We start from the raw sequence: 19,612 nt of genomic DNA on the forward strand, positions 1-19,612 counted from the left end.
AAGCCTATCCATGAATATTCAACTGTTACTTTCTGCGAACCCCAGCCAGGGCAGTGGCGCATCAGCCTCACAAGCGACGGAGGCTCAAGGCTTTCCCACTGGGCTATTCCGCCAAGCCATGCTGCAGGCTACAGACACCCAACGCGCAATGGGCGCACTTTCTAACGCTCCATCCACCGATGGAGAACAGGCGCTGCGTGATTTTACCCGCTCCTAGAATCGCTGGGTATTGAGCTAGATGAAAGTGCACTTGCCGATCTATTTGGACAGTTGCAATTGGCTACTCAGGCTATGCAGCAAAAATTAAGCAGTCAAAGTCTTGGAGCACTTAGTAATCAACAAGTACCTGCTGAGACAACGATCCAAACGCCATATGGCTTAGACAAACACTTAGAATCACTTGGAATTGATTCCAATCAAGAGGCGTTGGCGCAGCTACAGATAGCTGCTCAAACGATGAATGACTTAGTCAAGCAACTTGAGTCACTTGATATTAAGCTCAATCAAGAGGAGATTGCAGAGCTTTTTGCTCAGCTACAAACGGCTGAACAAGGCACCCCAGAACCGCTAATAGCATTAGCTGCAGCGGCGGCTACCGACAACACGTTGGACATGCCATCACCTGCTCTACAGGAAATTTCCAGTCGGCTGTCATTAGTCGCTGCCTTTACTGATGACGCAGGCCTACCGTCCCCCACTACTACCCAAACAACGTCTGTCGCCGCTATCGCCGAACAGTTAGCGATTGACAAAAAAGACGCGATAGCTCTCATCAATGCTTACCAACAGCTATCGGGTAGCACAGGGTCTAATGGGTCTGCTCAGCGCCCTGAAACGCTCAGCCAGCAAATAGCAGCGCTTTCATTGGGTAATGCTGCTAATACAGATACGAGCACTCAGCAGACAACCTCAAATACGCTTGCCGCATCAAGCATGCAAACAATGACCCCCAGTGTGCACGTCAGCAGTGAAGCCATGGCTAGCGCTCTGGCGGTTAGCGGTGCCTCTGGAGAAGCAGCAGCGCGCATTAGCGGCGGTAACGAGCTAGCATTTAACCTGCCTAACGCTAACGCCGCGCCACAGCCTATTGCTGCCGCAACGGGAGCCTCACTGCCATCCTCTACTGGCACCCCTGTCTCTCACCCCTCCTGCCCGTCACAGCTAGGTCAACAGCTCGTTCAGCTTGTCCAGCGAGGGGGGGAGCAGCATGTTCAAATGAAACTACATCCTGCTGAGCTTGGGCCACTTTCTATCTCGTTAAAAATGACAGAACACGGCGCACAAGCTCAATTTTTATCCGCTCACGCTCAGGTTCGACAAGTGATTGAACAAGCGATTCCTCAACTGCGTGAAGCACTGGCGGAACAAGGAATTTCACTAAGTGACACATCAGTGGGTGAACAAGGCTTTTCTAATCAACAGGAAGCGTTTGCTCAGCAAAGCACAGGCTCAAGCGCTGGTGGTGAAAGCGGAGTCTCTAGCGTTGAGGGTGAAACCGGGACGCCTGCATCTGGGGGTTCCTCCATCGAACTCGATGGGCGTGTGGACCTTTATGCTTAAAATATAGCCACGCTATAAGTATGGTTTAATTGTGAGTACCGTGTTAAATAGCTAAACCAAAAGATAGGCTCTCCAAGAGAGCCTGTTCGTTTCTTCATTATCACCCGCGTTAGGCATAATGCTTGGCTAGCGTCATGTGCGAACATCATGGGAACAACAATGGCAGAATCAAGCGGCGGATCTAAAAAACTGCTCTGGGTAATGATCATTCTCGTACTGCTTTCCTCTGCAGGGGCAGCAGCGGCTATTTATCTAGTGCTGGATCAGCGCAACAGCAGCGACAGTGGCGAAGCTCAACAGCAAACGGTCGAGCTTACCCCCCCTGTGTTTACACTCATTTAGCCATTCACTGTTAATTTAGCTGATGACCGCTATGGTTCACGCCTGCGCTATACGGGTATTACGCTGCGAGTGGGTAACGAACAGAGTAAAACAATTATCGAAGAGCATATGCCGCAAGTGCGCAGCCGCTTACTAATTCTGTTATCGGGAAAACAAGCCAACGAACTCACCTCGACAGAGGGGAAAGAGGAGCTGGCACAGGCAATTATTAGTCGTTTGAACGTACCCCTCACCGAAAATCAGCCCCCCCTAGATCTAAGGGAAGAGCTGTTTACCGAATTTATTGTGCAATAACCTCGGGAACTGGAGCCGTTCATGTCACAGGTCGATCTACTGTCCCAGGAAGAAATTGACGCCTTACTAAAGGGTGTCAGTGGAGACGAAGAGCCCTCTACGGCGTCGTCCAAGTCTCAGGACGAAACAAAAATTCGCCCGTATGACCCATCGACTCAACATCGGGTCATACGCGAACGTCTGCATGCGCTTGATTTTATTAACGAGCGTTTTGCTCGTTATTTCCGCAACGGATTATTCAATCTAATTCGTCGCAGCTCAGACATCACTGTCGAGTCCGTGCGCTATCAAAGCTTTAGCGACTTCTCACGTAACGTTCCGGTGCCGACCAACCTCAATATCGTGTCGATGAAGCCGATGCGGGGCTCTGCATTGGTGGTATTTCCACCAAATCTCGTGTTTATGGTAGTAGACAACCTGTTCGGTGGAGACGGGCGATTCGTTACGAAATCAGATGGGCGCGAATTTACCAATACCGAACAACGTATTATCCAGCGCCTGCTCAATCTTGCGATTGATGCCTATCAAGAAGCTTGGAAGGTAGTATACCCGATAGATGTCCACTTCCTGCGCTCCGAAGTCCAGTCTAAATTCGCCAATATTACTAATTCACCTAATGAGAATGTTGTCAATACCAAGTTCAATATTGAGGTAGGCAACCTATCCAGTAGCTTTCAGATTTGCATGCTCTACGCAATGATTGAGCCGCTGCGCGATTTATTGGTTAACCCGATCAACGATAGCAATCATGACAGTGAAGGCTCTTGGTCACGTCGCTTGGCCAGCCAGCTGCGCCAATCTGAAGTTGAGTTGGTCGCTGACTTTGCGCAGATTCCGAGTCGAATTGCTCACGTCATGGGGCTAAAAAAGGGGGATGTTTTGCCGATGGACATTCCCAGTCCGATCACCGCCAGCGTTGACGGCGTCCCTGTGATGGAGTGTGAATACGGCAGTCATCGCCAGCAGCGCCCTGCGTGTTGTGCGTATGATCGAACCATGCTGCTATGAATAACGTATCGTCCAAGGACTTTATTAAAGGTTCAACGCGACAGAAAGCCAAGGAACCCAAAGCATGACTGACCCTAATAAACCCGATCAAAAAGTCTCTGATGACGATTGGGCGGAAGCCATGTCTGAGCAAGAAGAGCCGTCGTCTAGTGCTGATGCCGCAAGCGATGATGATGACCCCTGGGCAGCTGCCATGGCAGAGCAGGAGGCTGCAGAGAAGGACGATACGGAAGATGAGCCTGAATCAGAGGCACCTCAAGCCAAGCCAGCCAGCGACGATGTATTTCGCCCGCTGAGCGCAGAAAAAAGTACGACTCCCTCCCGTGATCTTGAGATGATCATGGATATTCCGGTTAAGCTTACCGTTGAGGTTAGGGCGCACCAAACTGACGATTAAGCAGCTATTAGAGCTCGCTCAAGGATCTGTCATTGAGCTGGAGGGATTAGCGGGTGAGCCAATGGATATCCTGATCAATGGCTACCTAATTGCTCAGGGGGAAGTAGTAGTTATCGAAGATAAATACGGTATCCGTATTACTGAGATTATTACACCATCCGAGCGCATTCATAAACTAAACCGATGAGTGTTGCGACGTCTAGTGCGCAAGCCCCCCTTGAGGCATTAAGTGGCGGTGATGCATTAATGGGCATGGCGGCATTAGGCAAAACGGCCGCGGCACTAGCGTTGGTGATTGCCATTATTTTGCTGTGCACATCACTGCTCAAACGCTGGCAGCATCATCGCTATGACCATGGTGCACGGTTTACGCATCGTAGGTACCACCGCAGTAGGCAATCGCGAGCGAATTGTGGTTGTCGAAATTGAAGACACATGGCTCGTTCTGGGCGTTAGTGGTGGCCGTATTAGTAAACTACACGAACGTCCAGCGCCTACTGATCGTGGATCCACGCCCCCTAGTCCGCCGACCCGCTTCTCACAGCGTTTAGCTAACGCTATAGCCAATAGTCGCGGCAAGGGCGACAGTACTCCCTCAGACCCTCAGCATACCTCATGAAATACGCTCAGCATTTTGCCTCGGCCCTATTCGCGTCACTGGGGGCCGATGAGTATTCTCATCATCGGATGCCTCGTGGCTTTTCCCAGCCACGCCCAGCAACTACCTGGGTTAGTTTCACAACCAACGGAAGGCGGTGGCCAACAGTGGTCTCTCTCTCTACAAACACTGCTGTTCTTAAGTTCCTTGGCGTTTTTGCCAGCAATGCTCCTGATGATGACCAGTTTTACCCGCATCATCATTGTACTCAGCCTGCTAAGGACAGCGATGGGCACTCAGGCTACGCCGCCTAACCAGGTACTGTTGGGGATCGCGCTCTTTTTAACGTTTTTTATTATGTCGCCAGTACTTAACCAAGTATATGACACCGCCTGGGTGCCGTTGACGGATGAGGTGATCAATTTTGAAGAGTTCCTGCTTCGCGCGCAGCTACCTTTCCGAGAGTTTATGCTGGCTCAAACGCGGGAGCCGGACCTGGCCCTATTTGTTCGTTTAGCCGATGTGGGCCCCTTGCAAGGGCCAGAAGAGCTACCAATGCGCGTCTTGCTACCTGCCTTTGTCACCAGCGAGCTCAAGACGGCCTTTCAAATTGGCTTTACCATCTTTATCCCTTTTTTGATCATTGACCTTGTAGTGGCCAGTACGCTAATGGCGTTGGGGATGATGATGGTTCCACCGATCACTATTTCGCTGCCATTTAAGCTCATGCTTTTTGTATTGGTTGACGGCTGGCAGCTCATTATTGGTTCGTTGGCAGAGAGCTTTTATATGCTTTAACGTCGCGGGGCGACGAGGAGCGTAATCATGACACCCGAGATGGTGATGAGCGTCGCTTATCAGGGTATGCGCGTGACACTTTTTCTAGCTGGTCCTATGCTGTTAGCAGCACTATTTACAGGTCTGATTATTAGCCTGTTCCAGGCCGCTACCCAAATAAACGAGATGACGCTGACATTTATCCCGAAAATCTTAGCGGTGTTTGCCGTTCTGGTACTAGCGGGCCCCTGGCTCATCGGCTTAATTACCGACTTCACGACGCGGCTATTTACCAACATACCCGCAATGGTGATGTAGCCTGTGGTTGAAGTAACATTTGCCCAGCTTCAGGGGTGGCTGGTGGCCTTTTTTTGGCCCTTTGTGCGTATTACGGCCTTTATGACAGCGACGCCTTTATGGGGCCACTCCAGCATTCCCAATCAAGCTAAAGTAGCGCTTGCCGCAGTGATCGCCGTCGTCATTGCTCCCGTTCTCCCACCGATGCCCAGTGTACCGCTCATGTCTTGGGCATGTCTGGGCATTCTCATTGTGCAAATGCTGATCGGTATTGCGATTGGGCTTGTGATGCACATTATGTTTGCCGTGGTCCAAGCGGCCGGTGAGTTTATCGGCCTTCAGATGGGGCTCGCCTTTGCGAGCTTCTTTGACATGTCTAGTGGCACCAACATTATGGTGCTATCACGCATTCTCTATATGGTCACCCTGCTCATGTTTCTCGCCTTTAATGGCCACCTGATGGTGTTAGAAACACTAGTGATGAGCTTTGAAACACTTCCAATTGGAATTGGCAGCCTTAATCCTAATGCGTTTGAACTACTGGCACGCTACGCAGGTACTATCTTTGCTTCCGGTATGCTGCTCGCTTTGCCTCTGGTAGCCTCGTTGCTCATTATTAATCTGTCGCTAGGCATCCTAAACCGTTCAGCACCGCAGCTAACCGTGTTTAATATTGGCTTTCCTACCTCGCTCACCGTTGGCATAGTGTTGCTCATGGTGCTAATGAGCGATATCGGCAGCTTTCTTCAGCAGCTTTTTAGCCAGGGAATTAGCTTTACGCAAAGCCTGATTGAGACCATGGCGCCCTTAAATTAATGCCCCGGCACATGGCCAGGGCATAGCAAAAGAGTGACTGCTCGCTAAGACATTACATAAAGTCAAATAGCGACATCCCCTTAATATCCACAAACGCTTTTTGAGAAGCCTGCAGACCAACCTGACGCAAGCTGTATTCTGAAATAGCATCAGCGTAGTCCAGATCCACCAAGTCAGAAAGCGTCTGCTCATAATTGAGCATCCGGTTACTACCTACTGCATCCACCACGTCTAGCTCGTTTAGTTTTGCCCCAGCCGAAGCGCGCACTGTTAGAACATTATCAAGGGCATTATCTAGATCTCGCATAGATGTGTTTAGCGTATTGCGCAATTCTGCTTTTTCCGCACCGGTAGTGGCGGGACTTTCTAAAACACGTATTGCTGCTTCCATGGTGCGGAACAGATCCGCAGGGCGCTGCTCACTACCTGACTGGGCAACAAGAATCTCGTCGTCAGGCTCAGCGCTGCCAGTGAGTGTGACATTAACACCCCCAAAACTAAGCTGCTGACCTTCACCGACATATTTCTCCTGTAACCACCAAATCAGCAGGATCTTCCTGCCACTCGCCTTCACTAAAACGCTGCACTTGGTAGCTGACGCCGCTATCCACCGTCGTATCTTCATTAAACACAACACGGTAGCTGTCGCCATACCCAGGGTCATTGACATTACTCACCTGTGGGCCACTAAACGTTATGCTACCGCCATTCCTCCCCTCCACGCCGGCGATCGGCTGACCACCATCGCTGCTTTTTACTGCCTCTGCTACGTAACCCGCACCACTTGGCACACTTTGAAATATTGAAATGCCATTTTCAGTAACCGGCATTAAGCGAGAGGCATCAATACGCTGCTGGCGAGCGTTATCATCCCCTTTATACTCAATATTGCCTTCACTATTTTTAACAAAGGGAGGCGCATTATCAGCATAGCCACCAAATAAGTAACGTCCGTTACCATCAGTCGCGTTTGCTTGGCCGATCATGGTTTCGTAAATACCTTTTAACTCGCTGGCAATCGATTCTCGGTCAACATCGCTTAAGGTATCGCTTGATGCTTGAACTAGTCTTGTCTTTGCACTAATAACAGAGTCACTGATGCTATTAAGTATACTTTCTGTCTGTGCTAGAGAGTTACGCGCAGATACGCGAGAGTCTTCAAACTGTTGGGTAATCGCCTTAGATTGATCAACACGCACGGCGCGCGCTGCTGACTGTGGGTCATCCGAAGGGTTAACCACACGGCGTCCACTAGCAATCTGCTGAACTGATTTTTAGAAAGTCATTCTGCTGACGGTTAATTGAAGCCGTACTTTGTTCATACATGGTAACGCTGCTAATACGCATGAGGCAGACTCCTAACCGTTAGCTACGTAAGCCTAAAATAGTGTCAAAAATAGTAGAAGCAGTATCGATGACGCGTGCATTGGCTTGATAAAACTGCTGAAAGCGAATCAGATTTGCCGCTTCTTCATCCAGGTTAACACCAGACTCCGACTGCTGCACTGCACGCAGCTGATCAGTTAAACCTTGGCGTGCATCAAGGTTGACCTGAATAATGTTGGTACGATTTCCCACATCGCTGACCAGCGCCCCATAAGCTCCACTCAAAGAGGCAGAGCCACCTACGATATCCTTACTCTGGAGGTCTTGGAGTGCTAAGGCATTGCGATTGTCGCCTGCAGCAGAGCTCGCTTGCTGAAATGTGAGAGCCCCTTCTGTAGACACATCAGCTAAAACAAAAGATACACCATCAATAGTTATTTCATCGTCCGCAGCCAATACAGCTGCGACTGCATCTGCCGAATCTTGAACGACTCCATTAGCAACTAAGATTCGCGCTTCGCCGTTAACAGAGACCTGACCAGTATACCCACTGATAGATAAGTGTTGATTGGCATTAAGTTCAATTTCCAGTGATTCCGACGTATTGGCAAGCGCATTCTCATAGCGAACATTTCTCACCTCTAGGTCTCCACTCTGCTCAACTAAGCTACCTGCAGCAATTTTATCTAAGTCTGAAACAATTGCTTCCATTCCACCAGCGGCACGTCGTAGTGGTTGAATTTCAAAGCTATCGCCATTTTGGGCAAGATTAATATCGTTGAAATTGACATCAACACCGGCAAAACTTAGAACATTGTCGCTAAATGACCATTCATCCGCCTCTAGCGCCTCACCGGTATCTTTTCTAATCGCTGCAAACTCTTCAGTCGATGCATTAATAACACGCACCGTATAGTCGGTTGCTCGTAATGCGCTAGTATTCGCAGAGTCGATCATAGCACTGACCTCTGCGGATCCCTTATTATCTGTATTATAGTAAGCATTAGATTGACCAATACTAAAAAACTCTTGGCCCTGCTCACCGTTCAGGTCAACACCTTTTTGGTGTTGCGTATTAAATTCGAGTGCAATAGAAGCCGCCAACTGCCCTATCTGATTCTGAGTTTTATCTAATGTCTCAGCTCGAAAGCTCATTAAGCCACCTAATGAGCCACCTGTAATTAAACCTTCATCTAGGCTGACAAGGTTGCCATTACCACGAGCCCCTTCACGGTAGCCAACGACCATCCGTTGTGGATCATTCGGTGATGTAACAGCTTCGAGTTTATAGGCAGTATCCCCCGTGACGAGCGGCTGCCCATTGGGAAGAGACAGATTGTAAGTCTTGCCATCTTGAATATTAAGACGCAAGTTCATTTTTTCATTCAACTCGGAGATCAGCTGGTCGCGCTGATTCAGCAAGCTATTTGGTGCCTCACCAAGCTGTGCACGCGAAAGTGCTATTTCACGGTTAATATTAGCAATCTGGCTTGTGGTGTTATTTATTTGGGTAATTTCGTCTTTAATTTGGCCGTTAACGCCTGATTGTAAATCCTGCAGATATCCATCAAACGAACGGAATTGAGCCGTTAGCGTATCCGCAGCGCCAAGCACGCCCTGACGGGCGGCAGGATCCGAAGGAGCACTTGCTAAATCCTCAAGAGCGGAAAAGAAATTCTGCATCAAAGGAGAGAGCCCTGCTTCACGATCTGCAAGCAAGTTATCGATCTGAGAGATTTGCGTATTGTAGGTCTCTAGGGCTGTTGATTGCGACTTGGCATTGTTCAATTGCGCGGCAACGAACGTATTGAACTGACGCTCAATATCTGCAACGCGGACACCGGCATTGTTCCGGCTTTCATTGAGTACCGTAATCTCCCGATTGTAGCCAGGAGTATAGACGTTACTAATGTTGTTGCTCGTTGTATTGAGGGCATTCTGCGCCGCATTGAGGCCGCTTAAGCCGATCGAAAACATGCTCATGGTTCAATTCCTTAGGCCGATTTTCTATTTATCGGCAGTGCGCAGAAAAACTTGAATAGTTGCCTAGCGAGAATCCGCCAACAGGCTACCCGCAGAACTCAGCGGCCCTATCGTATTCATTACCGATACCAGCTTATCGGCATAGCGCGGGTCGGTGGCAAAGCCGCCACGCTGTAACTCACGCGCTGCTTGCTCTGCGTTAGACGCCTGCACAACACCGGCGTAACGCGGATTGTTACCGATCAGACTGGCATAATCGGTAAAGGCATGCTCAAAGGAGTTATACACACGGAACGTATCAACGATTTGAGTACGACGGCCATTTACATACTCGTGGGTCACGATATCGGTGGTTTTACCTTGCCACTGGCTACCCGCTTTAATACCAAACACGTTATAGCTATTGTGGCCTTGCTGGGTCGCTATCTCATGCTGACCCCAGCCCGTCTCTAGGGCTGCCTGAGCCAAAATGAGCTCAGCAGGTACGCCAGTTGCAGCACTAGCCGCCTGAGCAGGCGTGGCCAGCGTTTGCATGACACGCTCGACGTGGTCGTGTGAAGAAGCCGCCGGACGCGGGGCTTCTACCAGCGTGGCGGGTGCGCTGCCCGCTTCCCGTTGGCGAATAGCGTCTAGCTCGTTATAAAACTGGCCCCTGCCTGTGGTATTAGACACCTGTCCACTATCAGGCTGTAACCGACTATCCAGAACGCGTGGTGTCCCACGAGGAATACCCGCAATTAACGTCTGAAGCTCTTGGTCAGGGTTGGCGACTTGCCCGACCACCCCCTGGCGCTGAAGCTGTTCCACTAGCGCATCGGCTAAACCAATCCCACGAGAAGCCATGACTTGCGACCACTGCTGGTCCAACATGGATTGATAAAATGTCGTATCTCGGCTCTCCAACAGCCCTGAGGTAGGCGTAGCATCCCGCATGCTCTTTACCATCATTTGGATAAAGAGCGCTTCAAACTGCTGAGCCGCGCCTTGAACACCCGCTTCAGGATCAACGCGCGCATTATGCTGCAGCCGCTGGAAGCCGTTCATATCCAGCGCGAACTGGCTGGTCATATCGCCCATGCTCATCAGATGATCTCCAGCTCAGCACGCAGAGAGCCTGATGCTCTCAACGCTTCTAGAATCGACATTAAATCCTGAGGTGTCGCACCTAATGCATTCAGTGCATTCACCACGTCTGCCAAGTCGGCTCCTTCAACAATTTGCAGGTAGGCTTCCTGCTGCTCAATATTGATATCCGCATCAGGCACTACAACGGTTTCACCCTCCCCGAGTGGGTTAGGCTGGCTAACACCAAATTGAGTATCAATCATAATCGACAGATTACCGTGGGCTACTGCAGCTCTACGCAGGGTAACCGCGCTGTTCATAACCACAGAGCCTGTACGTGCATTGAGCACTACTTTGGCGGGTGCCTCAGTTGGTGTTAGCTGAACATTCTCAACCCGAGCCATAAAATTAACCCGAGCGTTGGCGTCCATTGGGCCATCGAGGGCAATGACTCGGCCATTGCGTGCATAGGCAACAGACTGACCGAACTCATTGTTAATTGCCGTTACCATGCGCTGAACGGTGCCAAAATCAGCGTCGTTCAGCTGCAACTCTAGCACCCCACCGTTGCCACCAAGATTGAGCGGCACTTCACGCTCAACAAAGAGCCCCGTTCGGAATGCGACCAGAGGCCTGCTGGTTAATCTGTACGCTACTACCACCCGCCTGCGCACCGGCGCCGCCCACTAACATATTGCCCTGGGCAATCGCATAGGTATCGCCATCGGCACCTTTCAGTGGCGTCATCAATAGTGTGCCACCACGCAGGCTACTGGCGTTGGCAATCGAAGAAACAACGATGTCGAGACGCTGCCCTGGACGGGAGAATGGCGGCAGATCTGCAGTCACCATCACAGCAGCGACGTTGCGCAGCTGAAGGTTTGTTCCAGGCGGAACGGTCACGCCTAACTGCGACAGCATGTTGGTTAAACTTTGGCTGGTGAACGGCGCTTGGGTGGTTTGGTCACCGCTGCCATCCAGCCCTACCACTAAGCCATACCCAACAAGTTGGTTATCGCGCACACCGGCAAAACTTGCCAGTTCGCGAACCCTCTCGGCGTGTGCAGGTAGTATGGCAAAACAGAGAGCGATCAGCATTGCGAAGCGTGCTGCCGTTTTAATCCGTTGGAACGCTTTCCACTGCATAGCTATTTCACCAGGTCTCTGTTGTTTAGCGTGTTAACGCGCCTAAAACGGCGATACATTTAGGAAGAAGCGCTGCAGCCAACCCATATGCTGCGCTTCATTAATATAGCCATCGCCAACATACTCAATCCGCGCATCAGCCACCTGGGTGGAGGGCACGGTATTTTGAGCCGTGATGGTGCGAGGGTTTACTACGCCTGAAAAGCGAATAAACTCAGTTCCCTGATTAATAGCAATCTGCTTTTCACCCCGCACACGGAGGTTGCCATTATTCATGACCTCCAGCACCGAGACCGTAATCGTGCCTGTAAACGTATTGTTCGCTTGGGAGCCACCGCCTCCCGTAAAGTCATTGGCCGCCTCAATATCAAAGCCATACTCCGCCAGGGTATCTAGCACGTCGGGCAACTGAGTTAGCTCCAGACTTGCACTACCAGCACGGTTCGCATTGGACTGCGAGTTCTTACTAGCGCTGACTTCTTCATCCAGCACAATGGTCAGAATATCTCCTATCGTGCGCGGCCGACGATCTTCAAAAAGCGGCTGATAGCCGCGACGCGCCTGATAAATAGAGCCATTAGGAACAGGTGGAGGACGGTCGATGATAGTGATTTGCTCTTGTTCGCCGACGACAGAGGCACGCGGGATTTGCGCGCACCCTGCAGTAACCAAAACGACCAGCGCTAGGCTAGCGAGTATGCAGCGGCGTAACACAACGTTTAATTCCAACATAACGCGACCCGTTAAGATGCCCTGATGATCAATGACATTAGAGCTGACTCAGCCGCGCTAGCATTTCGTCACTGGTGGATACAGCCTTGCTATTAATTTCGTAAGCGCGCTGTGTTTGGATCATATTTACCATCTCTTCCACAACATTCACGTTTGAGGTCTCTACATAGCCTTGGAAGAGCCGCCCAGCACCGTTATTACCAGGCGCATTTTGGTTAGGGGCTCCGGAAGCACCAGTTTCAATAAAGAGGTTACCGCCCACACTTTCTAAACCGGCCGGATTAATAAAGGACGCCACGTTAATTTGGCCAATTTCAGCATCCTGGGCAATGCCGGGTTGGCGCACACTTACGGTACCATCTTCACCAATAGTCACGGAGAGCGCATTGGCAGGCACAAAGATAGCTGGCTCCAGCGGGTAGCCATTCGCCGTGACCATCTGGCCATTTTCATTGAGCTGAAAACTGCCATCGCGGGTATAGCCAAGTGTCCCGTCTGGCATCAACACTTGGAAAAACCCCTCACCATCAATCGCTAGATCACGGGAATTACCTGTCTCTTCCCAAGCTGCCCTGCGTATGCAAACGCTCGGTGGCGACGGCGCGTACACCCGTACCAATCTGCATACCTGACGGTAGGCGGTCCTGAATATTGTTCTGGTCCCCAGGCTGGCGCATATTTTGGTAGAGCAGGTCTTCGAATACCGGGCGCGAACGTTTAAAGCCATTGGTGCTGACGTTCGCCAGGTTGGTCGAAATAACATCTAGTTTGGTTTGCTGAGACTCTAGCCCGGTCTTGGCAGTCCACAAAGACTTAATCATACGTATATTCCTTTGGCTGAGTGGCTGCGATTAGCCCTGAATAGATAAAATACTGTTAGCTCGCTGAGCATTTTCATCCGCCGTACTTAGCATCTTCATCTGCATATCGTAGCGGCGCGCCACGTCAATCATGGAGACCATGGCATCCACGGCGCTGACGTTACTGCCCTCTAGAGCGCCACTTACCAGACGCGCCTCTTCATCAGCCTGAAGTACGCCTGGCGCACCATCATCGCCAGGAGGCGCCCTGAACAAACCATCCTCACCACGCTCCAGGGCCTGTTCATCCGGTGTAACGAGTTTGATGCGGCCAACGTCCACCATTGCCTCAGGGCCCTCTCCTTGAGGAATGGCACTAATCGTGCCATCTGCCCCAAATGAGATTTGCGCGCCCTGTGGAACAGCAATCGGCCCAGCGACCCCCCATCACAGGGCGGGCCACGCTAAGTAGCACACCGTCGCTATCGAGCTGCAGATCACCGCGACGGGTATAGGTCTCTGTGCCATCTTCTGCTAATACCGCCATCCAGGCGTTTCCCTGCATGGCCACATCTAACATACGCCCAGTACGCTCGAGGGGGCCTTGTGAGAAATCCGTCCCCGGAGTGGTTGTCACCGCCGATACCCTTGTTGGCAGGATACCTGCGCCCTCGATGGGTACCGAGCGCGCAGCCTGCAACTGAGCACGAAAACCAGCGGTGGAGACATTCGATAGATTATTGTTCACTACCGACTGCTGGTCCATCGTGTGTTTAGCGCCACTCATGGCGGTGTATAGCATGCGATCCAAGACGCTTACTCCTTAATTGAATTATCGATCATTAAAGATTAATAATCGTCTGCAAGAGCTCGTCTTGAGTACTGATAGAGGTTGAGTTCGCCTGATAAGCACGCTGGGCCACGATGGTATCTACCAGCTGCTTAGCCAAATCGACGTTCGAGTTTTCTAAAACGCCAGACTCGATGGTACCGAATACTCCTGCGCCTGCTGTTCCAATAATGCCAATACCCGAAGCATTAGTTTCACGCCATGCGTTGTCGCCTATAGACTGGAGGCCCTCTTCGTTAGCAAAGTTGGCCAATACAATTTGTCCTGCGTCACGGCGCTCTTCGTTGGTATAGATACGAATAACACGACCTTCACGGGTCACTTCCAGGCCAGAGAGGCTGCCAGAAGAATAGCCATCTTGCGTCAGCGTATTTTGCACCGAGCTATTATTAAATTGCGTTGTACCTTTTAAATCTAGATTAAAATTAACGGCGTTAGCTCCACCATCTGGTGTAAACGTAACGCCTGCCAAAGCTGCACCGGGGAGAGGGGCAAACGTAGTAGTAGTAGTAGTAGTAGGAACAGTAGCTGGAGGAACTGCAGGAACTGTTGTAGCGTTAACGGTCACGTCCACAATCGCTGTGATTTCATTATCTGCATTACGCGGCAGTTGTCCATTGGCATCAAAGCGAATACCAAAAGAATTGGTGCCGTAATCAGTCACAGGGCCTTGATTATCACCAGCAGTAGTGCCATCAGCACGTGTAAAACCTGCCACTGCACCATTCACAGCTACCTGCGAAACCCACTGGTTGTCATCAATTTTTAAAAAGTACGTTGACACATTGTGATTATTACCTAAAGAATCAAAAACTGTATAACTATTTGAATAATGGTAGTTGATGTCCATTTCATCGCCATTACCACCCACTATAGTCGCCGACTGAATAGGTGTATTCCCCTCTGGCTGACCAACCACAACACTCGCGTCTAAATTATAGATGGCCGCTACATTTTCTGTTGCCTCGGCCGGTATATCATTAGATGGAATGCGTAGTGCCTGCGGCGCCCCACCAGCAACTACTTCAGAAAACGGGTCATTTTCATCATACAGCCCGTAGCCTGTTAAGCGCTGCCCTGCCGCATTGACTATAAACCCCTGATTATCCTGACTGAATTGGCCATTTCGGGTATACGCGGCTTCTCCACTGGCTTGCTCAACGCGGTAAAAACCGTCGCCCGCCACCGCCAGATCCAAGGTCCGTCCACTGGTCTCCAAGTCACCGGCGGTAAAGTCCTGACGCACATCTGAGATTTTGACACCTAGGCCGACTTGGCTATTCGCACCTGCGAACACATCGGCAAAAATAGCGCCGGAGCTCTTAAAGCCTACGGTTTGCGAGTTAGCAATATTATTACCGAGAATTTTCAGGTTTTCAGACTGGGCATTCAGACCACTTAATGCTTGAGAAAAGCTCATTTTTTTCTCCTAGAAACAGGTTATGTTAGAGATCAAAGAATTTGTTTCACGTCATTCAGGCTGATTTGCCCGTAAATGGCCCCAAGGTCCAGCCGAACACCGCCATTGACATCGTTGGGTGTCACGCTATTAACAATGGCGTAGTTAAGGGCAGTAGACTCAATCACTTCGCCTTCGGCATCCGTTGCTTCTAGCTGCACTGTATAGCGATTACTGGCGACAACGTCACCCTGATCATTTTTTCCATCCCACTGGAAAGACTGCACGCCCTCTTCAACAGACCCCAAGTCGTAGCGACGGATTACCTGGCCGCCTTGACCCAAAATCGTTGCCTGCACATTTGCTGCTGGTTGTGCTAGCTCAATGCCAAAGGGTGTCGAGTAAGGCTGGCCTTCACTATCCTGCCCAACATGATTTGTCGTCCAGGTACCATTACACCCTGACCAATTAGCCCGCTCGCTTGCAATGCCTGATTGGCGTTCATTTGGCTGGTAATGCTTTCCAACGTCGAGTTGAGCTGCTCAATGCCACTGACGGTGTTGATTTGAGCGATTTGTGACGTCATCTCCGCGTTTTCCATCGGCTTCAGGGGGTCTTGGTTCTGAAGCTGGGTAATAAGCAGCGTCATAAAACTATTACGTAGCTCTTCTGACTGGCTCTGCTGTAGTTGAACGCCACCACCATTAATATTGGACAACGTTGCTGGGTTAATTGTGCTCATCGTTAGCCCTCACCGAGCGATAGAGTCTGAACCATCATCTGCTTGGTTGTGTTGAAAACCTCTACATTGGCCTGAATAGGAGCGCGATGCCGAAATCATATTGACCATTTCATGGACCGGCTCAACATTCGGCTTAGCAACGTAGCCATCTTCATCAGCCGCTGGGTGATTCGGCATATACTCCATACGCAGCGGTGAATCGTTTTCCACAACCTCAGTAACCCGGACGCCGCCAACACCGTAGCGGTTAGACTGTGCCTGGGTTTCAAACATCACCTGCTTTGCGCGGTAGGTTTCACCATCTGGCCCTGCCACGCTATCGGCATTGGCCATGTTGCTTGCCGTTACATTCATACGCTGCGCTTGGGCGCTCATCGCAGAACCGGCAATATCAAACGCTGAAAACATCGACATCGCTTATTTTTCTCCTATTACTAGGTTATTCAGGTTGCATCGCATTTTTCAGGCCCTGAATACGACGGTTCATAATGGTGAGCGCCGCCTGGTAGCGCACAGCGTTATCCGCGAACTGGGTTCGCTCACGGTCCATGTCAACGGTGTTACCATCCAGACTCGGCTGATCCGGAACACGATAGAGCAGCTCGGTGCTTCCAGCACCACGCCATGCGGGGCCTTCTCCTGCCAAGTGCTGTTCGGAGGTGCGCGCTAACGCCAAGCCGCCATTTGGCTGCTGTTGAGACTGTCCGCCTTCAACGGCTTTTTTCAGTTCACTAGCAAAGTCAATGTCGCGCGCCTTATAGTTGGGCGTATCCGCATTGGCAATGTTAGCGGCTAGCACTTGGTGACGTGCTTGGCGCAGGCCCAGCGCCTGCTGGTGGAAGTTAAAGGCCAGATTCAAGCTGATCAATCATGCCGACCCTCGCTCGCTGAGAGGCAGAAATAAACCGGAAATTGTTGATGATGAATAATATGCTCCTCTCTTTCACCTTAAAGCATGGAACAGCTACCGTTTACACCAGCATTTCCCATGATGCGTAGGATACTTTTGCATTACACTCCCATGCTGATGTTTACCATCTGATTTTCTATACTGGGCGACTTTACCCATGCGCTATTTGCTGCACGTTGTTGCACGCTACTCAGCAGTTAAGTCATTGTTGTTACTGCTATGTGTTGGCCTATCCCAACCCTCCTGGGCAGAAACAAGCGATCAGTCACTTGTTGAAAGCGTCCAGCAATTTCTCTATCAAGAAGCACAGGCCCTGGGACAAGAGGCAGTCATCAATATCGCACCGCCATCCCCCCATTTACCCACCTGCATACAGCCAACGCCCTTTCTGACTAACCCTAACCAAGCTCCTATTGGGCGTGTTTCTGTAGGCGTTAGGCGTGGAGCTGATGGGCGTCAAGTACGCTACCTGCAGGCAGAAGTAGATGTCATTGGCAGCTACGTTGTGGCAAGCCAAGATATTGATAGAGGCACGTTGATTACCGCCGCTATGCTCGACCAGCGAGAAGGCAACCTTAGCGATTTATCTAGCCAAACGCTGACCGACCAGGCCGATATTGTCGGCAAAGTAGCTCAGCGGCCTATCCGTAGTGGCAGCACGTTTCAGGCGCATTTCCTGCATGCACCTAGCCTCGTGGAACGCGGGCAGCGCGTAACAGTCATAGCAGAAGGAGCTGGCTTTCGTGTCTCTCGAGAGGGGGAGGCGCTTGCTGATGGGGCACAAGGAGAAACCATTCGTGTGCGTTTTGGTTCTCGTGAAATAATGACGGCGCGGGTGATCGGCCAAGGCACATTAATGGTGGATTTTTAGCCTAAGACCTAAAGTGTTTAGCATCTAGGCCGATAGATAGTAATACAGCGCGCGGCGCCCCAACGTTGACGATGAGGCCAACAACGTGAAAATTGATAACCTTAATCCGCTGCTTCGCAATACTCCAGCGCAGCAGCGTGATGACGCACAGAAGGTAAGTGAAGCAAAGCAGCCTGAAACGGGTAATACTACCCGTGAAGCGACTCAGCTCAGCCAATCTAGCATCGATAGCAGCCAGGATATCGATATGGCTAAGGTACAGGAAATTCGTGATGCTATTCGTGAGGGACGGCTCGAAGTGCGTGCCGACCGTATTGCGGATGGTCTAATTGCCAACTTGAAAGATCAGTAAATCTACCTATGAGCCTTTCACGCCTACTCTCCAGTCAGTTGCAACGCCTCGAGGATTTGATTGCCTTACTCTCCAGCGAAAAGAGCAGTTGACCAAAGGCAGTATTGATGGCGATATATTGACTGATATCGCGGGTAAGAAACAGGCGCTTCTAGAAGAACTAGAACGCATGGAGGTATTACGTCGCGGTGTACAGGCAAAGCTTGGCTATCCAGAAGGTGCTCCTGGCGCGAAGCTGGCGGCCACAGATGCTGACTGCCTAGCAACCTGGGAAAGCTTGCTAGAAAAAAGCGAGCGGGTTTCACGAATGAATGCATTAACCGGGCAAATGCTCTCATTGCGTATGAAGCATAACCAGGAGATGCTGGACTACATTCGCCAAATTGCAGAAAAAACGCTCTACAAGCCCAACGGGCGCAATAGTGCTCAGCCGGGCCCGCATTAATGCCTCTGCTTAACAAGCAACCATAGACAATACTATACAAAGCGCTTCAATGGGAACAATATCGTTCACCATCGGAGTTTGTTATGCTGCCTCATCTTCCAGAAGGTTTCACCGCCGTTGTGGCAGGTGCAAATGGCGGTATAGGAAGCGCCATACTGCAAAGCCTGCTTTCATCTCCGCAAACAGGGCATGTGATTGCGGTTAGCCGCTTCCCCCTCGTTTTTGAACATCCCAAGCTTGACTCAATCACTGCGGATATCACCACCACCACAGGCCGACAAGCACTCTGTGAAAGGGTAAACGGCCGACCTGTCCACCTACTCTTCAACGCGATCGGGCTGCTTCACGATGCCTCCCACAGCATACAGCCAGAGAAGCGCCTGGAGCAGCTGGATGAAGTATCATTTGCCCAGGTGATGTATATTAATGCGGCAATCCCAGCCCTGCTACTCGCTGCTCTAAAGCCTTCTCTACAGGGCAAGCACGCTACCATTATTGCCAGCCTTTCTGCTCGTGTAGGATCTATCACTGACAATGGGTATGGTGGCTGGTATAGCTATCGTGCTAGTAAAGCCGCGCATAATATGCTGTTGAGAACCGCCGCTATTGAGCTTAAGAGGTTAATAAACAGTCGATTGTTCTCTGCCTCCATCCCGGCACTACGGACACTCCTCTCTCAAAGCCTTTTCAAGCCCGTGTCCCTACCGAAAAGCTATTTAGCGCAGAGTTCGTGGCGAAACAGTTAATTGACGTCATGGCCAAGCGCTCGCCCGAAGAGACCGGCAGCTTCTGGGACTGGGCAGGTGAACCTATTGACTGGTAAAAGCAGAGCAAAAAAGCCCCGAACATGCTGTGTTCGGGGCTTTTCTTCGGCGCAACAAAAAACCCAGCCTATTGGCTGG

16 protein-coding genes and 9 pseudogenes are annotated in these 19,612 nt (G+C 50.7%); 13 read left to right on the top strand and 12 right to left on the bottom strand.

Annotated features, from left to right (window positions below):
• Positions 1-10: 10 nt before the first annotated feature.
• From B4967_RS15910 to fliR, 9 genes and pseudogenes are all read left to right on the top strand, one after another.
• A complete protein-coding gene (locus tag B4967_RS15910; protein WP_083026278.1) occupies positions 11-217 on the top strand; it encodes a hypothetical protein in 207 nt (68 codons plus the stop codon).
• Positions 218-456: 239 nt separating this feature from the next.
• On the top strand, positions 457-1,560 hold the full coding sequence (locus B4967_RS15915; RefSeq protein WP_207953648.1) for a flagellar hook-length control protein FliK: 1,104 nt from the start codon (positions 457-459) through the stop codon (positions 1,558-1,560).
• 159 nt (positions 1,561-1,719) lie between these two features.
• Positions 1,720-2,196, top strand: a pseudogene (gene fliL / locus B4967_RS15920) (flagellar basal body-associated protein FliL).
• A 21-nt stretch (positions 2,197-2,217) separates the two neighbouring features.
• A pseudogene (gene fliM / locus B4967_RS15925) lies at positions 2,218-3,272 on the top strand (flagellar motor switch protein FliM).
• A pseudogene (gene fliN / locus B4967_RS15930) lies at positions 3,269-3,788 on the top strand (flagellar motor switch protein FliN). Before fliM ends, fliN begins: the two co-directional pseudogenes overlap by 4 nt.
• A 168-nt stretch (positions 3,789-3,956) precedes the next feature.
• Positions 3,957-4,220: a FliO/MopB family protein gene (locus B4967_RS21110; protein ID WP_340638799.1), complete on the top strand. Its 264-nt coding sequence runs from the start codon at positions 3,957-3,959 to the stop codon at positions 4,218-4,220.
• Positions 4,221-4,268: 48 nt separating this feature from the next.
• Positions 4,269-4,997, top strand: a complete 729-nt coding sequence (gene fliP, locus B4967_RS15940; protein WP_083026281.1) for a flagellar type III secretion system pore protein FliP — start codon at positions 4,269-4,271, stop codon at positions 4,995-4,997.
• A 27-nt stretch (positions 4,998-5,024) separates the two neighbouring features.
• The gene (gene fliQ, locus B4967_RS15945) at positions 5,025-5,294 is read left to right on the top strand and encodes a flagellar biosynthesis protein FliQ (RefSeq protein WP_044629584.1); all 270 of its coding nucleotides are present in this window, start codon (positions 5,025-5,027) and stop codon (positions 5,292-5,294) included.
• A 3-nt stretch (positions 5,295-5,297) separates the two neighbouring features.
• A complete protein-coding gene (gene fliR, locus B4967_RS15950; RefSeq protein ID WP_083026283.1) occupies positions 5,298-6,089 on the top strand; it encodes a flagellar biosynthetic protein FliR in 792 nt (263 codons plus the stop codon).
• Positions 6,090-6,141: 52 nt separating this feature from the next.
• On the opposite strand, the pseudogene flgL reads toward fliR, so the two are convergent.
• The 12 genes and pseudogenes from flgL to flgB form a co-directional block, all read right to left on the bottom strand.
• Positions 6,142-7,436, bottom strand: a pseudogene (gene flgL / locus B4967_RS15955) (flagellar hook-associated protein FlgL).
• Positions 7,437-7,454: 18 nt separating this feature from the next.
• Positions 7,455-9,398 carry a flagellar hook-associated protein FlgK gene (gene flgK, locus B4967_RS15960; RefSeq protein ID WP_083026284.1) on the bottom strand — a complete coding sequence of 648 codons (1,944 nt, stop codon included), beginning with the start codon at positions 9,396-9,398 and terminating at the stop codon, positions 7,455-7,457.
• Positions 9,399-9,461: 63 nt separating this feature from the next.
• Positions 9,462-10,481: a flagellar assembly peptidoglycan hydrolase FlgJ gene (gene flgJ, locus B4967_RS15965; RefSeq protein ID WP_083026286.1), complete on the bottom strand. Its 1,020-nt coding sequence runs from the start codon at positions 10,479-10,481 to the stop codon at positions 9,462-9,464.
• A pseudogene (locus B4967_RS15970) lies at positions 10,481-11,561 on the bottom strand (flagellar basal body P-ring protein FlgI). The gene flgJ and the pseudogene B4967_RS15970 overlap by 1 nt, the downstream one beginning before the upstream one ends.
• 90 nt (positions 11,562-11,651) lie before the next feature.
• Positions 11,652-12,341 carry a flagellar basal body L-ring protein FlgH gene (locus tag B4967_RS15975; RefSeq protein ID WP_083026288.1) on the bottom strand — a complete coding sequence of 230 codons (690 nt, stop codon included), beginning with the start codon at positions 12,339-12,341 and terminating at the stop codon, positions 11,652-11,654.
• Positions 12,342-12,378: 37 nt separating this feature from the next.
• Positions 12,379-13,162: pseudogene (flgG, locus tag B4967_RS15980) on the bottom strand (flagellar basal-body rod protein FlgG).
• 30 nt (positions 13,163-13,192) lie between these two features.
• Positions 13,193-13,952: pseudogene (locus B4967_RS15985) on the bottom strand (flagellar basal body rod protein FlgF).
• Between the two features lie 31 nt (positions 13,953-13,983).
• Positions 13,984-15,411 (bottom strand): flagellar hook protein FlgE, encoded by a 1,428-nt coding sequence (gene flgE / locus B4967_RS15990; protein ID WP_083026290.1) that lies wholly within the window; start codon positions 15,409-15,411, stop codon positions 13,984-13,986.
• A gap of 32 nt (positions 15,412-15,443) precedes the next feature.
• Positions 15,444-15,749, bottom strand: coding sequence for a FlgD immunoglobulin-like domain containing protein (locus B4967_RS21115; RefSeq protein WP_340638795.1), 306 nt, complete (start codon positions 15,747-15,749; stop codon positions 15,444-15,446).
• A gap of 17 nt (positions 15,750-15,766) precedes the next feature.
• Positions 15,767-16,132 (bottom strand): flagellar hook capping FlgD N-terminal domain-containing protein, encoded by a 366-nt coding sequence (locus B4967_RS21120; RefSeq protein ID WP_340638796.1) that lies wholly within the window; start codon positions 16,130-16,132, stop codon positions 15,767-15,769.
• Between the two features lie 2 nt (positions 16,133-16,134).
• Positions 16,135-16,546: pseudogene (flgC, locus tag B4967_RS16000) on the bottom strand (flagellar basal body rod protein FlgC).
• Between the two features lie 25 nt (positions 16,547-16,571).
• Positions 16,572-17,004, bottom strand: a pseudogene (flgB, locus tag B4967_RS16005) (flagellar basal body rod protein FlgB).
• 195 nt (positions 17,005-17,199) lie between these two features.
• Here flgB and flgA point away from each other — a divergent pair.
• The 4 genes from flgA to B4967_RS16025 all read left to right on the top strand — a co-directional run bounded on the left by flgA (position 17,200) and on the right by B4967_RS16025 (position 19,456).
• Positions 17,200-17,913, top strand: a complete 714-nt coding sequence (flgA, locus tag B4967_RS16010; protein WP_083026292.1) for a flagellar basal body P-ring formation chaperone FlgA — start codon at positions 17,200-17,202, stop codon at positions 17,911-17,913.
• Between the two features lie 85 nt (positions 17,914-17,998).
• A complete protein-coding gene (gene flgM / locus B4967_RS16015; protein ID WP_044629596.1) occupies positions 17,999-18,265 on the top strand; it encodes a flagellar biosynthesis anti-sigma factor FlgM in 267 nt (88 codons plus the stop codon).
• A gap of 88 nt (positions 18,266-18,353) precedes the next feature.
• Positions 18,354-18,710, top strand: a complete 357-nt coding sequence (locus tag B4967_RS16020) for a flagella synthesis protein FlgN (protein WP_243470648.1) — start codon at positions 18,354-18,356, stop codon at positions 18,708-18,710.
• An 83-nt stretch (positions 18,711-18,793) separates the two neighbouring features.
• Positions 18,794-19,456, top strand: a complete 663-nt coding sequence (locus tag B4967_RS16025; RefSeq protein WP_340638797.1) for an SDR family NAD(P)-dependent oxidoreductase — start codon at positions 18,794-18,796, stop codon at positions 19,454-19,456.
• Positions 19,457-19,612: the final 156 nt, after the last annotated feature.

This window comes from Vreelandella lionensis (genome assembly GCF_002087295.1).
In the GTDB taxonomy this organism is placed as follows: domain Bacteria; phylum Pseudomonadota; class Gammaproteobacteria; order Pseudomonadales; family Halomonadaceae; genus Vreelandella; species Vreelandella lionensis.

What these genes read in the sequence shown, in the direction of transcription:
- B4967_RS15910 (WP_083026278.1), top strand. Translation starts at nt 11, where the DNA reads ATGAATATTCAACTGTTACTTTCTGCGAACCCCAGCCAGGGCAGTGGC.
- B4967_RS15915 (WP_207953648.1), top strand. Translation starts at nt 457, where the DNA reads ATGAATGACTTAGTCAAGCAACTTGAGTCACTTGATATTAAGCTCAAT.
- B4967_RS21110 (WP_340638799.1), top strand. Translation starts at nt 3,957, where the DNA reads ATGGTGCACGGTTTACGCATCGTAGGTACCACCGCAGTAGGCAATCGC.
- fliP (WP_083026281.1), top strand. Translation starts at nt 4,269, where the DNA reads ATGAGTATTCTCATCATCGGATGCCTCGTGGCTTTTCCCAGCCACGCC.
- fliQ (WP_044629584.1), top strand. Translation starts at nt 5,025, where the DNA reads ATGACACCCGAGATGGTGATGAGCGTCGCTTATCAGGGTATGCGCGTG.
- flgK (WP_083026284.1), bottom strand. Translation starts at nt 9,398, where the DNA reads ATGAGCATGTTTTCGATCGGCTTAAGCGGCCTCAATGCGGCGCAGAAT.
- flgJ (WP_083026286.1), bottom strand. Translation starts at nt 10,481, where the DNA reads ATGAGCATGGGCGATATGACCAGCCAGTTCGCGCTGGATATGAACGGC.
- B4967_RS15975 (WP_083026288.1), bottom strand. Translation starts at nt 12,341, where the DNA reads ATGTTGGAATTAAACGTTGTGTTACGCCGCTGCATACTCGCTAGCCTA.
- flgE (WP_083026290.1), bottom strand. Translation starts at nt 15,411, where the DNA reads ATGAGCTTTTCTCAAGCATTAAGTGGTCTGAATGCCCAGTCTGAAAAC.
- B4967_RS21120 (WP_340638796.1), bottom strand. Translation starts at nt 16,132, where the DNA reads ATGAGCACAATTAACCCAGCAACGTTGTCCAATATTAATGGTGGTGGC.
- flgA (WP_083026292.1), top strand. Translation starts at nt 17,200, where the DNA reads ATGCGCTATTTGCTGCACGTTGTTGCACGCTACTCAGCAGTTAAGTCA.
- B4967_RS16025 (WP_340638797.1), top strand. Translation starts at nt 18,794, where the DNA reads ATGCTGCCTCATCTTCCAGAAGGTTTCACCGCCGTTGTGGCAGGTGCA.